This window comes from Variovorax sp. Soil_C_33 (assembly GCF_057656935.1).
Genome location: NZ_JBDGJK010000016.1, coordinates 38,225 through 51,771 on the forward strand (window position 1 = coordinate 38,225; position 13,547 = coordinate 51,771).

Consider the following 13,547-nt stretch of genomic DNA (forward strand, 5'->3'; position numbering starts at 1 on the left):
AGTCGGACGATCAGGGCACGTTGGCCGTCCTGATGTGGAAGGGCCGGCCTTCCATCGCGAAGCTGCCGCCGAACTCCATGTTCATGCCGCCGGTGCCCTGCACCGGGCAACCGGTGGGCGGCTGGCAAGCCCAGGAGCCACCCCGGTCGGCGAAGATGACCGAACCATAGCGATAGTTCGACACCTGCTTGCCGGTGTAGTCCGCGATGCTCAGCACCATGTTGTTGGTGGCGAAGTTGTCGGCATCCTCCACCGCGATCGGATCGACGATGCGCGAGTCCTGCAGGGTGCGAACCACGCTGCCGCTGTTGCCGTCGGCGGCGAAGCGCACCCACTGGATCTTGCGATCGCCGCGCGAGGCCACCAGCACCTGCTGGTTGTTCGCATCGACGCCGCTGTCCGGATCGATCTTCGAGAGTGCCAGCGAGGTCGGGTTCTTCCCGATCGCGACACGGCTCCTCTCGACGACGTCCGTCGCGGTGGTGCCCGTCGGCACGTTGCCCAGGCCGTAGATGCGCAGCGAACCTTCTTCGGTCGCGACCCAGGCGCGGTGCACGTTGCCGAAGACCGTGGTCTTGACCGCGGTCGGCTTGCTGTCCAGCGACACGGTCGAGATCACCGTCGGCGTCTGCTGCGGCTTGTTGGCGAAGGTGTACGGCCACTGGTTGTCGGCCTGACCCAGGTTCGTGAACTCCGTCGGACCGGTGCCGAAGTAGACGCTGTTGACATAGCTGAACAGCGGCTTCAGGTCGATGAAGGCGGCCTTCTTCTCCGACTTGGAGATGACCACTGCCACGCCCGCCTTGGCATACCGATTCGCGTTCTTGCCGGAACCCGAGAAGGTCGCGCGCTTGGCCGGATCGGTCAGGGGCGAGTAGGTCCGCCCCATGAACTCGCCGTACTGCTCGGGCAGCGCCGTCTGGAACGGGTCGAAGCCGGTGGTCACCGCGATCTCGGTCGGCGCATTCATGCCCGGCAGGTCGACATAGCCCAGCACCTTCATGAAGGCGATGTTGCCCATGTTCGGCAGGCCCGGGTACACCGCGTCCCACTCATGCCACCAGTCGTACCAGGCGTCGTAGCTGCCGTTCTTCGACCGGTCGTAGGGATTGCAGTTGTTGCACAGCCCCGCCAGCGAGATCACCGCCACCTGGCCCTTGAGTGCCGTCGTGTCCCACACCGTCACCAGCGCGTATTCGCTGGTGTTGGTGATCGCCATGCCGGTCGGCACCTTGTTGGCGGGCAGCTTGACCGACGCCTTGTTGTTGGCGGTGTTGGTGCCGGCGGTGGCGATCAGGCCGTTGTTGAAGGCCACCAGCGAGACCGCGCAGAAGCCCACGCGACCGCCGCAACGCGACACCGCCACCGGCTCGCCGGTGGTGAGGCCGGCGGTCTTGTAGGTGGTGACGTTGTAGTTGTTGCGTCCGGCGCTGCCGTCCCACGCGGCCGCTTCCTGCCAGGGCAGCTGCGGCGCTTGCGCGAAGGTGTTGTGGTCGATCGCCGAGATCTGCAGGTCGCCCACGCCCATGCGCACTGCGGTGTTGTCGGCGACGAAGCCGACATGCGCCTGGTTGGTCATGTACAGGCCGGACTCGCTCAGGACCGGGCCACCGACCTGCCAGGTGCCGGAGTGGTAGCTCATGGTCTGGTCCGCGCGCTTGAACAGCGTCGGGATGCCGGTGTTGTTCACGGTCGGGGCATTGCCGTAGCGGTAGGCGATGCCTTCTGCCTTGGCGAGGACCGGTGCCATGGCACGGTACGCGCTGGCCTGCACGTTGCCGGCGCTGTCGACGACGTCGCCGGAGACGGGGGCCGGAGCCGGGGCCGGAGCTGGAGCCGGGGCCGGAGCTGGAGCCGGGGCCGGAGCTGGTGCCGGGGCGGGCGCCGGAGCAGGCGCAGGCGCGGGGGCCGGTGCCGGGGCGGGCGCGGGAGCCGGCGCGGTTGCTGCACCGAGCGAATAGCAAGCCTTCACGACGAAAGGCAGGGGGTCGCGGCCGAAGAAATCATTGGTGCAGCTGCCAGTGCCGCTGACCGTCTTCTGGACCCACGACGAACCGGACCCGTATTGCACCAGGGTGGCAGAGGCAACGCTGAATGACGAACCCTCGCCAGCGAGCCGCGTTCCTGCTACAGGTGCGGGGGCGGGGGCGGGGGCGGGGGCGGGTGCCGGTGCAGGTGCAGGTGCAGGTGCAGGTGCAGGTGCAGGTGCAGGTGCCGTGGCAGTCTGGGTGTAGCACGCCTTCGCCACGTAGGGCGTCGGGTCGCCAAACGTCGCGTTGCTGCACGCCACGGTGCCCGAAAGCGATTTATTGGCATAGGTGTCGTTCGCGCCGTATTGCACGACTGTCGCGGAACCGAGCGTGAACGACTGATTCTCATCCGCGACCTTGATCCAGCTCGCATCGAGCTTGCTGACCGGTGCTGCCTCCTTCGTGGCGGCGGTTTCAGGTGCAGTGGTGGTCGAAGCGGAAGACGACTCCGCCAGCCCGACGAATCCGCCGCCGCCGTTACTGCCGCCGCTACCACCACCCCCGCAACCTGCGAGTGCGCTTGCTGCAACAAGCAGCAGAAGCGCGCTTTTGTCTGTGACTTTCAAGCAAATCCCTCCAAATTGGTTAAGTCCGGGTTTTTACGGGGGATGCGCGATGCGAGCAACCTCTCTTGCACTTCCTTTCCTGTGTGTTTCCGGCCTCCTCGAGCGGTGTTACCAAGGTTGTGCTTGGTGACGACTTCAACGCAAATTCGAACACTGGGCTGTTGTCTTACTTCTTACTGTCATATGGCACAGCTCAAAGAGAGAGGAAGCTTGATTTCGCCGCGACGAGGCAAAAAAAAGCGGCCCGCATAAGCGGGCCGCAAGTTTCAACTTGATCGCAGTTCGCAGCGGATCAAGGCACGTTGGCGGTCTTGAGCTGGAAGGGCTTGCCTTCCATGGCATAGCTGCCTCCGAACTCCATCTTCACGTCGCCGGTCGCCTGGACGGGGCAACCCCCTGGCGGCTGACAAGTCCAAGAGCCACCACGGTCGGAGAAGAACACCGGACCATAGCGATAGTTCGATACCTTTTTGCCGCTGTAATCCGCGATTGTCAGCACATGTCCGACGTTCGAGAAATTGTCGGCATCTTCAACCGCAACGGGGTCGACGATGCGCGAGTCCTGCAAGGTGCGAACCACGCTGCCGCTGTTGCCGTCGGCGGCGAAGCGCACCCACTGGATCTTGCGATCGCCGCGCGAGGCCACCAGCACCTGGCGGTTCAACGGTTCGAAGCTGGTGTCGTCCGGATCGATCTTCGAGATCGCCAGCGAGGTCGGGTTCTTGCCGATCGCGACACGGCTCTTCTCGACGACGTCCCCCGCCGTGGTGCCGGCGGGCACGTTGCCCAGGCCGTAGATGCGCAGCGAGCCGCTCTCGGTGGCAATCCAGGCGCGGTGCACGCTGCCGAACAGCGTGGTGCGCACCGCCGTCGGCCGGTCATCCAGCGCCACCGTGCTGATCACCGTCGGCATCTGCTGCGGCTTGTTGGCGAAGGTGTACGGCCACTGGTTGTCGGCCTGACCCAGGTTCGTGAACTCCGTCGGACCGCTGCCGAAGTAGACGCTGTTGACGTAGCTGAACAGCGGCTTCAGGTCGATGAAGGCGGCCTTCTTCTCCGACTTGGAGATGACCACCGCCACACCTGCCTTGGCGTACCGATTGGCATTGGAGCCGGAGCCGCTGAAGCTTGCCCGCTTGGCCGCATCGGTCAGGGGCGAGTAGGTCTGGCCCATGAACTCGCCATTCTTCTCCGGCAAGGAAGTCTGGAATTGATCGAAGCCGGTGGTGACCGCGATCTCGGTCGGCGCATTCATGCCCGGCAGGTCAACATAGCCCAACACCTTCATGAAGGCGATGTTGCCCATGTTCGGCAGCCCGGGATAGACGCCAAACCATTCATGCCACCAGTCGTACCAGGCGCTGTACTTCGTATCGCGAATGCCCGTCGCGTTTCCGCCATTGGGGTTGTAGGGATCGCAGTTGTTGCACAGCCCCGCCAGCGAGATCACCGCCACCTGGCCCTTGAGTGCCGTCGTGTCCCACACCGTCACCAACGCGTATTCGCTGGTGTTGGTCATGGCGATGCCGGTCGGCACCTTGTTGGCGGGCAGCTTGACCGAGACACGGTTGTTGGCGGTGTTGGTGCCAGCGGTGCCGATCAGGCCGTTCTGGAACGCCACGAGGGAAGTTGCGCAGAAGCCCACGCGGCCGCCGCAACGCGCCACCGCCACCGGCTCGCCGGTCACCTGGCCGGCTGCCTTGTAGGTGCTGATGTTGTAGTTGTCGCGCCCGGCGCTACCGTCCCACGCGGCCGCTTCCTGCCAGGGCAGCTGCGGCGCCTGCGAGAAGGTGTTGTGATCGATCGCGGTAATCTGCAGATCGCCCACGCCAACGCGCGCAGCCGGGTTGTCGGCGACGAAGCCGACGTGCGCCTGGTTGGTCGAATAGAGGCCGGCGTCCGGCAGGACGGGGCCGCCGACCTGCCAAGTGCCGGCGTGGTAGCTCATCGTCTGGTCTGCGCGGCCTGCCAGGGTCGGGATGCCGGTGTTGTTCACCGCCGGGGCGTTGCCATAGCGGTAGGCAATGCCTGCATCTTTCGCGAACTGGGCAGCGGTCGACCTGTAGGCATCGGCCGACGGATTGCCGGCGCTGTCGAGCACATCATTCGGAATTGGCGTGCCGGCGGACGTTGTGCCCGTACCCGGATCACTCACAGCAGCGAGGCCAGCGAAGCCGCCGCCGCCGCCTCCTCCCCCTCCACCTCCACAAGCTGATAACGCGCCCGTGGCAACAACCAGGAGAAGCGCGCTTTTATGGATAAATTTCAACAAAAACACCTCCAATTTGACAAAGATGTGCGTTTGTACGTGGGCGCAGTCCTACTGGGCAACCCTTCTTGCAAATCTTTTCCTTATGTGTTTCCACTCTCCCCTAGGGGAGTTACAAAGGTATTGCATAGTGACGTTATGACCGCAACTCATCTAGCCGCACGCCGTGTACGTCTTTCTACTTATTTGGGTACCGACGGAATCGCCATCATTCCCACCGCGCCCGAGCGGCAGCGCAATCGGGACAGCGATTTCCTGTACCGCCACGACAGCTATTTCTATTACCTGACGGGCTTCACGGAGCCGAATGCCTGGCTGGTCCTCACAAGCGAAGGTCGTGCCACCCTGTTCTGCGCGCCCAAGGACCTGGAGCGGGAAATCTGGGACGGCTACCGGCTGGGACCGGAAGCAGCGCCGGCCGCGCTCGGCATCGACGAAGCCTTTGCCATCGACGAACTTGACGACCGTTTGCCTCGATTGCTGGAAAACAGGTCGACCGTCTGGTATCCGTTCGCGACGCACAAGGGGCTGGAATCTCGCATCGACGGCTGGCTGTCGGCGGTGCGCGCCCGGGTGCGCTATGGCGCGCTGTGCCCGGAGGAGCAACGCGATCTGTGCGGCCCGCTCGACGAGATGCGGCTCGTCAAGGATGCGCAGGAGCAGGACACCATGCGCCGCGCCGCGCAGATCAGCGCCCGGGGTCATATCCGAGCCATGCAGCTGTCGGCGCGCATGCTGCGCGAGGGCAAGGACGTGCGCGAGTACCACCTCGACGCCGAGCTGCTGCACGAATTCCGCCTCGGCGGCTCCCAATACCCGGCCTACAGCTCGATCGTGGCCGCCGGCGCCAATGCCTGCGTGCTGCACTACCGCGCCGATGCGGCGCCGGTGCGCGACGGCGAGCTGGTGCTGATCGACGCCGGCTGCGAGCTCGACGGCTACGCCAGCGACATCACGCGGACCTTTCCGGCCAACGGCAAGTTCACCGGACCGCAGCGCGCCTTGTACGACCTGGTGCTCGCGAGCCAGGACGCGGCGGTCGCGGCCACCCGGGCCGGACAGCGCTTCAACGATCCGCACGACGCCACCGTGAAGGTGCTGGCGCAGGGGATGCTGGACCTGGGTCTGCTCGACGCCAACAAGGTCGGCAGCGTCGACGACGTGATCGAGCAGCGCGCCTACTTCCCTTTCTATATGCACCGCACCGGCCACTGGCTGGGCATGGACGTGCACGACTGCGGCAGCTACGTCGAGCCGACCCAGGTGGGCGAGGTGAGCGAACGCAAGGACCCGCTGTCCAACGAAGTCATCAAGAACCGGCCCAGCCGCATCCTGAAGCCGGGCATGGTGCTGACCATCGAGCCGGGCATCTACGTGCGCCCGGGCGAAGGCGTGCCGGAGCAGTTCCACAACATCGGCATCCGCATCGAGGACGACGCGATCGTCACCGAGACCGGCTGCGAGCTGATCTCACGCGGCGTGCCGGTCACGGCCGACGAAATCGAGGCGCTGATGCGGCCCTAAGCCGCATCGACCGGCCGGCTCAGCACCCTGTGCGCCCAGGCAGGCAGCCAGGGCCCGTGCGGCTGGAGCTGGCCCGCGACGACCGAGGCGACGAGGTGCGGTCCGCCGGCGTCAGTATCCGTCGCGTCGAACAGCATCGCGAGCTGCACCTCGCGCACCGCCTGTCGCAGGTTCTCGAGCGTGCGCGGGTAGCGCGCCAGGATCTTGTTCGCAGGCACGCTGTGGCCGCCTTCGTGGACGCGCTGCTGCACGCGCTCCAGCAGCCGGCGCGGCTCGTCCAGGCACACGATGTACAGCGCCACCTCGAAGCCGAGCGCACGCGCATCGGCAATGAGCTGCAGCTTGGAAGGATGCGAAAAAACGGTTTCGCTGACGAAGGACTGTCCGGCGCCCAGATGCGCCTCGCGTTGCGCATCGGCCCAGGCCCGGGCGGCCTCGGAGCGCCGGACCGCATGGCGGACATGACCGAGCTGCTCACGCTCGTACAGATCGGCGTTGACGAAGGGCAGCTGCGGGTAGCGCGGCTGGATCAGGTAACGGTAAAGCGTCGACTTGCCGGCGCCGTTGGGGCCGGCGATCAGGTGCAAAACCGGCATCAGGCCGCGTTGCGGCCACGCGCACGGGGCGCTGCCTTGGCGCGGTTCTCGGCCACCGCCACCTTGGCACGCTCGGCCAACGCGCCGGACTGCGCCAATGCCAGCACGTGGCCATGCAACGCGTCGAGTTCGGGCGAGAGGTCGGGCTGCACGTTGACCTCGACGGCGTAGGCCGCCGATTCCTCGCGCGCAATCAGTGCTTGGCTATCCTGCGTGGACAGGCCCGCCTGCTCCAGCGCGCGGCCCAGGGTGGCCCAGTATTCGATCTGGCTGGCCACCGAGCGGCGCATGGGTTGCGCCGCGTCGCGCGCCTTGTCGACCAGCGCGGCCGGAAGCTTGACGGAAGCAAAGGGGGTTGCCGTGGACATGGTTTCGCTCCTGATTGGCGCATTTTGCGCCAATCAGCAAAATCCCGCAACGCGTGGACTCAACCCGCAAGCCGTGGTCGGCGAGAAGCCAGCCCCTTCGGGAAACACCGCGGAACCGGCTTCGCCGGGCCGCTGGTGTTGCCCCCCTGCAAGGGGTTGGCGTGCCGACACGAAGTGCGCGAAGCCTGGGGGTGGGTTCAGATTGCGAGATGGCCGCGCGTGAACGCTTCTTCGAAGATCGAATAGCCCGACCAGTCGCTGTGCGCGAAGGCCAGCCGGCCAGCAACGACGCGCTCTCGCGCGCCGAGCTGGGAGAGCAGGCCGGGCGCCGGTATCGTCATCGCATGGCCGTAACGCGTGATCTCGATGCGGGTGGCGAGCCCGGCGAGGTCTGCGTGGGGCAGCGAGAGTTCGGCCAGCAAGTCGTCGCGCCAGGCCGTCCATGGACGATCGAGCAGCCGGCGGCGGCCGTCCGGCCCGTCATAGGCGCTGGGGCCGAGCGGGCGGTACCAGCTCAAGACGGTGGCGCCGGGCGTCGGGTCCAGCGCCTGGTGGCGCGCGTCGACATAGCCGAGCCCGCGCGTGCCGTAGATCACGTTGTCCCAGCTCGGCGCCGCGCCGGGCCGGTCGGCCAGCGGGCCGCGCAGATGCACGTTGGCGACCAGCCAGGGCGCGTAGCCCAGGTGCGCGGCCGTATGGCGCAGCAGTTCGGGCGGGTTCTCCACCACGCGCGCGGCGATGAACACCGGCAACGCGACGATGCAGCGCTCGGCCTGCCAGCGCACGCGCGACCGGCTGGCGACATCGAAGGCATCGACCTCAACCCCGGACCGGGTGTCCGCGATGCGCACCACGGCATGGCCCGCTTTCAAGCGATCGCCGAGCGGATCGGCGAGCCGGCGCGCGAGCCAGCCGTTGCCCTCGGGCCAGGTCAGCACCGCATCGCGCTCGGCGCTGTCCTCGCCGGGCGCATGGAAGCCATGGCGGCTGGCGAAGTAGTGGATGCCGGCCCAGGCGGAGACCTGGCCGATGCCGGCTCCGTAGTCGTCGCGGCAGCTGTAGTCGAGGTACCAGCGCAGCTGCGGGTCGGTAAAGCCTTCGCGGTCGAGCCAGACGCCGAAGGACACGCCGTCCAGCGCCAACAAGAGCGGCGTGGGCTGCGCCCGCAGCACGGGAATCGAGAAACGCGCCGCGTGACGCAAGGCCTCCACACGCTGCGCGAAGCGGCGGTACTGCGCCAGCGTGGCCTCGCCCACGCCCTGCACGGGCAACAGGCCGTCCTGCCAGGTGCCCTGGAAGAACAGGCGCTCCTGCGGGCTGTGGCAGAGGTAGCGCTCCTCGTATTCCCAGCGGCCCGCCACGCGCCGGCGCAGGCCCAGCTCTTCGAGCAGGTCCTGCACTTCGCGCGCCTCGTCTCCCGGCACCGGCAGGTAGTGCGCGCCAAGCGGGCAGGCGATGCCGCCGACCTGGCCGCCGCGGCTGTTGCCGCCGGCCGTGTCCTCGAGTTCGAGCAGCACGAAGTCCTCGACGCCGGTGAGCCGCAATGCGCGTGCGGCGGCGAGGCCGGCCACGCCGCCGCCGGCGATGACGACGCGCGTGCGACGCACGCTGGCTGGCGCGCCGGCGCGCCAGGCGCCATCGCGCAACGCGTGACCGCGCTCGACATCGATGCCGGTGAAGCCGCCTTCGATGCGGCGCGGCGCCTCGCAGCCCGCAACAGCGGCAGCACCCGCTGCCGCTGCGCCGAGGAATTCACGGCGTTTCATCTAGTGGCCCGTGACCTTGCCCCATTCCTGCTCGTAGGTGGTGACCAGCGTCTGGTTCGACAGCCGGTTCACTTCGACCGGCAGGCGCGTCATGTCGCGCGGGAACTCGAACAGCTGCGGCACCGCAGGCAGCGCGAGAAAGCGCAGCCCCTCGGGCAAGGCGTCGGGCAGCCGATAGGGCCGCCGGCTCGCGATGATGTAGCCCCACTCGCCGAAGCTCGGCACGTGGGCGTGATAGGGCGTCGCGAGCAGGCCCACCGACTCGACGGTGGCGGCCACGGTCCAGAAGCTCTTGCGCGCCACCAGCGGCGAGGTGGTCTGGATCACGGCATAACCGCTGGCGGCCAGCCGCTTGTCGAGCAGTGCATAGAAGGAGTTGGTGTAGAGCTTGCCGATCGCGAAGTTGGTCGGGTCGGGGAAATCGACCACGATGACGTCGAAGATCTCGCCGGCCTGCTGCAGCCACTGGAAGGCGTCGGTGTTGACAATGCGGACCTTCGACGACTTCAGCGCGCCGCCGTTCAATGCGGCCAAGGTCTCGTGCCCGCTGAAGAGCCGCGTCATGTTCGGATCGAGCTCGACCAGCGTGACGCTTTCCACCGACGGGTACTTGAGGATCTCGCGCACCGCCATGCCGTCGCCGCCGCCAAGCACGGCGACTTTCTTCGGCGCGCCGTGCGCGGCCATCACCGGATGCACCAGCGCCTCGTGATAGCGGTACTCGTCGCGCTCGGCGAACTGAAGGTTGCCGTTGAGGAACAGGCGATGCCCGGCGCTGCCGCGCGTGACCACGATGCGCTGGTAGGGCGAGCTCGCGCTGAACACGATGCGATCCTGGTAGAACTTGTCTTCCGCCAGCGTCGTGATGTGCTCGGAGAACACGAAGGCGCCGGCCAGCGCGGCCAGCGCCAGCAGACAGGCCAGCGCATGCGCGCCGACGCGGCGCAGTTCGTGGCGAAACAGCCAGAGCGCCCACAGCGCCACCGCCGCGTTCATGAGGCCGAACAGCAGGCCGGTGCGGATCATGCCGAGCTGCGGCACCAGCAACATCGGAAAAGCGACCGACACCGCGAGCGCGCCGAGGTAGTCGAAGGTCAGGACCTGCGAGACCAGGTCCTTGAGCGCCACGTTGCGCCGCAGGATGCGCATCACGAGCGGGATCTCGAGCCCGACCAGCGTGCCGACCACCAGCACCAGCCCGTAGAGCAGCAGGCGGAATGCGCCCGGAACGTAGGCGTTGGCGATGAAGAGCAAGGCTGGCAGCGCGCCGCCGACGAGCGCCACCATCAGTTCGATGCGCAGGAAATGCGCCGGCAGCTGGCGTTCGAAGTAGCGCGAGAGCCAGGAGCCCACGCCCATCGCGAACAGGTAGGTGCCGATGATGGTGCTGAACTGCAGCACCGAATCGCCGAGAAGGTAGGAGCTCAGCGCCGCCGCGCTCAGCTCGTAGACCAGCCCGCAGGCCGCGACCACGAACACGCTGGCGAGCAGCGCGATCTCGACGGGCTGCGGCGGGCCGCCCGCAGCGGCAGGGCGCGCGGACAAGGCCGCCTCGCTCAATGGATCGCTGCGGCGACGATGACGCAGATGCCCAGACTCATCGCAGCCACCACAAGCCCCAGCGCCACGTTCTGCTTCTCGACGATCTCCTGCCACAGGTCATAGGGCGTGAACTTGTCGATGAGCAGGAAGGTGATCCAGAACATCAGCACGCCGATGACCGCGTAGAGGATCGAGCCCAGGAAGGCCGCGGGCCGTAACCATTCAATTCCCAACATAAGGACCTCCGGAAAAAAACGTCATTTGTGGCCGCCGCCACTCGAATAGCCGCCGTAGGAGCCGCCCGAGCTGCGCGAACCGCCGCTCGAACTGCTGCAGGTGCTCAGGATGATCAGCAGGATGATGATCACCACGATGATCAGGATGATCGTGCCGCAGCCCAGCTTGCCCGCCGAGCTGATCGGCAAAGCGTCGCCGCGCTTGAACATGTCCTTCTTGCCGTCGAGCTTGAACGCGGCGGCCACGGCCGCGCTGTCGACCTTGCTGCCCGAGGACCAGGTCAGCTCCTTGGCCGAACGCTCCATCGACAACAGCGCGCTGCCGCTGGCGAAATCGCGGTTGAAAGTCTTCTGCCCGCGCTCGACCTGGCAGTAGAACTCGCCCGCCACGTAGCCGGTCTCGGCGTTGTAGGCGTATTGCTGCTGATAGACCTTGCCGAGGTAGGTGGCCCTGGAACCGTTCTCGGCCATGGTCGGCGCGCCGGTGGTGGGCTTGACCATGCTCCAGCCGTCTTCGGCATCGACCAGGAAGCTGAAGCCCCGCTTCTTGTTGTAGAGCAGGTACTCGTTCCAGCCGAAATGTTCGTCGTCGCCGGGCGCCACGCCCATGCGGTGCTGGAAGCCGACGACCTGCCACTGCGCACCCTGGAACTGGCCCACGGTGCCGATCGGAATCAGCGGCTGGACCGGCTCGTCCTGGACGGCATGCTTCAGCTCGCCGCCGATGCCCTGCGTCAGGTCGATGATGCTGTCGCAGGCGCGGCAGGTGATGCTCTTGCTGTCCGACAGGTTGACGGTGACCGGCGAGCCGCAGTTCGGGCAATTGAAGCTGCGGCCCTTCTCGTCCTTGGCCGACTCGTCGCGCAGGCCGGTGAGCTGCAGGTCTTCGAGCTGCACCGCGCGGCCGAGGTAGGCGCCCGGCGGCTGGCTGTCGTACTCGAGGCTGAGCACCAGGCCCTTGTCGCTGCGCAACTCGACCACCGCGAAGGGCCGGCCGAGCTCGGGCAGCCGCGGCAGCTCGCCCTGCGCCGAGACCAGCCGGACCTGCTCGTTGGAAGCCACCGTGTAGCTCTGGCCGTTGAAGGCGGTGGTGGCGCCGACGCGCAGCTCGGCCGGATGCGGGGCCTCGCGCTGCAGCTCGAAGGGCAGCGAAAATACGAAGGCGCCGTTGTCCTCGCTCAGGATGCCGGTGCGCTCGTCGTCGAGCGCCGCGATCCACTCGGTCCAGCGCCCGCCGTCGTGGCTGTATTGCAGGCGCCCGATCAGGGTGAAGGGCTGGTCCTGGATGCGGCCGGCGGCGAACAGCTGCAGCGGGCTGAAGTCGTCGAACAGCTCCGCCATCTTGCCGGTGCGCGCGAGCGTATCGCCCTGGCGCACCACGGTGCTCTGGCAATAGGGGCAGACGGCGTGCGTCGACTGCGCCGAGCGGAATTCGACAGGCGCGCCGCAGCCGGGGCAGGGCGCGCGGTAGTAGCGCTGCTGGGAGGAGTCGGTGGCCACGAAAGGCGACGGGCAGAGATCCGCTCGCCCCGGACCGGTCGAAAGGCTTCGACAGGCTCAGCGCAAGCGGAAGCGGCTCAGACCAGCTTTTTCAGCAGATCCGCCTTCTTGGCGTCGAATTCTTCCTGCGTGAGGATGCCCTTGGTCTTCAGCTCGCCGAGCTTTTCGAGCGTGGTCATCACGTCGGCCGGGCTGACCACGGCGACGGAAGGCGGCTGCTGCGCCGCCGGTGCGCCCGCTGCCGCCGCAGGGTTGCTCTGGCTGAGCCCCTGCGAGAGGTTCTGGGCCAGCACCTGGCCCAGCGCCACGCCGGCGCCCAGACCCATCGCATCGCCCGCGATGCCGCTGCCGCCGCCGGCGCCCTCGGCGAACTTGGGGATCGCCTGCGCCGTCTGGTATTGCATGAACTTGCCCATGTCGTTGCCGACCATGCCCATGCCGATCTTCTGGTCGAGGATCTTCTGCAGCTCTTCCGGCAGCGAGACGTTCTGGACCGTGATGGCCTCGAGCTTGATGCCGATCTTGGCGAACTCCGGCACCAGCTGCGCGGCAAGCGCCTGCGCGAACTGGACCTGGTTGGCTGCCAGGTCGAGAAAAGGCACGCCGCTGGAGGCGATCGCGTTGCTGATGTTCTGCAGCACCAGGCCGCGCAGCTGGCCGTCGAGATCGGCCACCGAATAGATGTCGCGCGTGCCCGAGATCTCGGTGTGGAACAGCTTGGCGTCGCCGATGCGGAAGCTGTAGTTGCCGAAGGCGCGCAGCCGCACGGCGCCGAAGTCCTTGTCACGGATCGTGATCGGCTGGGGCGTGCCCCACTTCTGGTCGACCTGCTGGCGCGTGCTGAAGAAGTAGACGTCACTCTTGAACGGGGACTCGAAGAGCTTGTCCCAGTTCTTGAGGTAGGTGAGCACGGGCAGCGTCTGCGTCGTGAGCTTGTACATGCCGGGGCCGAACACGTCGGCCACCTGGCCCTCGTTGACGAACACCGCGATCTGCGACTCGCGCACGGTGAGCGAGGCGCCGTTCTGGATTTCCATCTCGGCCATCGGGAAGCGCCAGGCCAGTGTTCCGTCGCCGGTCTCGGTCCACTGGATGATGTCGATGAACTGCTTCTTGATGAAATCCATCAGCGCCATGGTCGCTCCTCGTC

Annotated in this window: 10 protein-coding genes; 1 reads left to right on the forward strand and 9 read right to left on the reverse strand. The window is 66.8% G+C overall.

The genetic code is table 11. The features are described 5' to 3' along the window. Window positions 1-10: 10 nt before the first annotated feature. Window positions 11-2,596, reverse strand: a complete 2,586-nt coding sequence (locus tag AC3A6B_RS22465; RefSeq protein WP_487838865.1) for a hypothetical protein — start codon at window positions 2,594-2,596, stop codon at window positions 11-13. A 292-nt stretch (window positions 2,597-2,888) separates the two neighbouring features. Then, the gene (locus AC3A6B_RS22470; protein WP_487838866.1) at window positions 2,889-4,697 is read right to left on the reverse strand and encodes a hypothetical protein; all 1,809 of its coding nucleotides are present in this window, start codon (window positions 4,695-4,697) and stop codon (window positions 2,889-2,891) included. 306 nt (window positions 4,698-5,003) lie between these two features. Here AC3A6B_RS22470 and AC3A6B_RS22475 point away from each other — a divergent pair, with 306 nt between their 5' ends. Beyond that, on the forward strand, window positions 5,004-6,389 hold the full coding sequence (locus AC3A6B_RS22475; RefSeq protein ID WP_487838867.1) for an aminopeptidase P N-terminal domain-containing protein: 1,386 nt from the start codon (window positions 5,004-5,006) through the stop codon (window positions 6,387-6,389). On the opposite strand, the gene AC3A6B_RS22480 is transcribed toward AC3A6B_RS22475, so the two are convergent. From AC3A6B_RS22480 to AC3A6B_RS22510, 7 genes are all read right to left on the reverse strand, one after another. Continuing rightward, a complete protein-coding gene (locus AC3A6B_RS22480; RefSeq protein ID WP_487838868.1) occupies window positions 6,386-6,985 on the reverse strand; it encodes an ATPase in 600 nt (199 codons plus the stop codon). The two genes, AC3A6B_RS22475 and AC3A6B_RS22480, sit on opposite strands and share 4 nt — an antisense overlap. Then, the gene (locus tag AC3A6B_RS22485; protein WP_487838869.1) at window positions 6,985-7,353 is read right to left on the reverse strand and encodes a TA system antitoxin ParD family protein; all 369 of its coding nucleotides are present in this window, start codon (window positions 7,351-7,353) and stop codon (window positions 6,985-6,987) included. Before AC3A6B_RS22485 ends, AC3A6B_RS22480 begins: the two co-directional genes overlap by 1 nt. 197 nt (window positions 7,354-7,550) lie before the next feature. Next, entirely contained in the window at window positions 7,551-9,119 is a 1,569-nt protein-coding gene (locus AC3A6B_RS22490) for an FAD-dependent oxidoreductase (RefSeq protein WP_487838870.1), read from the reverse strand. Further along, window positions 9,120-10,664, reverse strand: a complete 1,545-nt coding sequence (locus AC3A6B_RS22495; protein ID WP_487838871.1) for a polyamine aminopropyltransferase — start codon at window positions 10,662-10,664, stop codon at window positions 9,120-9,122. An 11-nt stretch (window positions 10,665-10,675) separates the two neighbouring features. Further along, window positions 10,676-10,897, reverse strand: coding sequence for a DUF350 domain-containing protein (locus AC3A6B_RS22500; RefSeq protein ID WP_214695794.1), 222 nt, complete (start codon window positions 10,895-10,897; stop codon window positions 10,676-10,678). A 21-nt stretch (window positions 10,898-10,918) separates the two neighbouring features. Further along, a complete protein-coding gene (locus tag AC3A6B_RS22505; RefSeq protein WP_487838872.1) occupies window positions 10,919-12,397 on the reverse strand; it encodes a DUF4178 domain-containing protein in 1,479 nt (492 codons plus the stop codon). A 77-nt stretch (window positions 12,398-12,474) separates the two neighbouring features. Next, window positions 12,475-13,533, reverse strand: a complete 1,059-nt coding sequence (locus AC3A6B_RS22510; RefSeq protein ID WP_487838873.1) for an SPFH domain-containing protein — start codon at window positions 13,531-13,533, stop codon at window positions 12,475-12,477. Window positions 13,534-13,547 lie beyond the last annotated feature (14 nt).

What these genes read in the sequence shown, in the direction of transcription:
- AC3A6B_RS22475 (WP_487838867.1), top strand. Translation starts at nt 5,004, where the DNA reads ATGACCGCAACTCATCTAGCCGCACGCCGTGTACGTCTTTCTACTTAT.
- AC3A6B_RS22490 (WP_487838870.1), bottom strand. Translation starts at nt 9,119, where the DNA reads ATGAAACGCCGTGAATTCCTCGGCGCAGCGGCAGCGGGTGCTGCCGCT.
- AC3A6B_RS22500 (WP_214695794.1), bottom strand. Translation starts at nt 10,897, where the DNA reads ATGTTGGGAATTGAATGGTTACGGCCCGCGGCCTTCCTGGGCTCGATC.
- AC3A6B_RS22510 (WP_487838873.1), bottom strand. Translation starts at nt 13,533, where the DNA reads ATGGCGCTGATGGATTTCATCAAGAAGCAGTTCATCGACATCATCCAG.
- AC3A6B_RS22485 (WP_487838869.1), bottom strand. Translation starts at nt 7,353, where the DNA reads ATGTCCACGGCAACCCCCTTTGCTTCCGTCAAGCTTCCGGCCGCGCTG.
- AC3A6B_RS22480 (WP_487838868.1), bottom strand. Translation starts at nt 6,985, where the DNA reads ATGCCGGTTTTGCACCTGATCGCCGGCCCCAACGGCGCCGGCAAGTCG.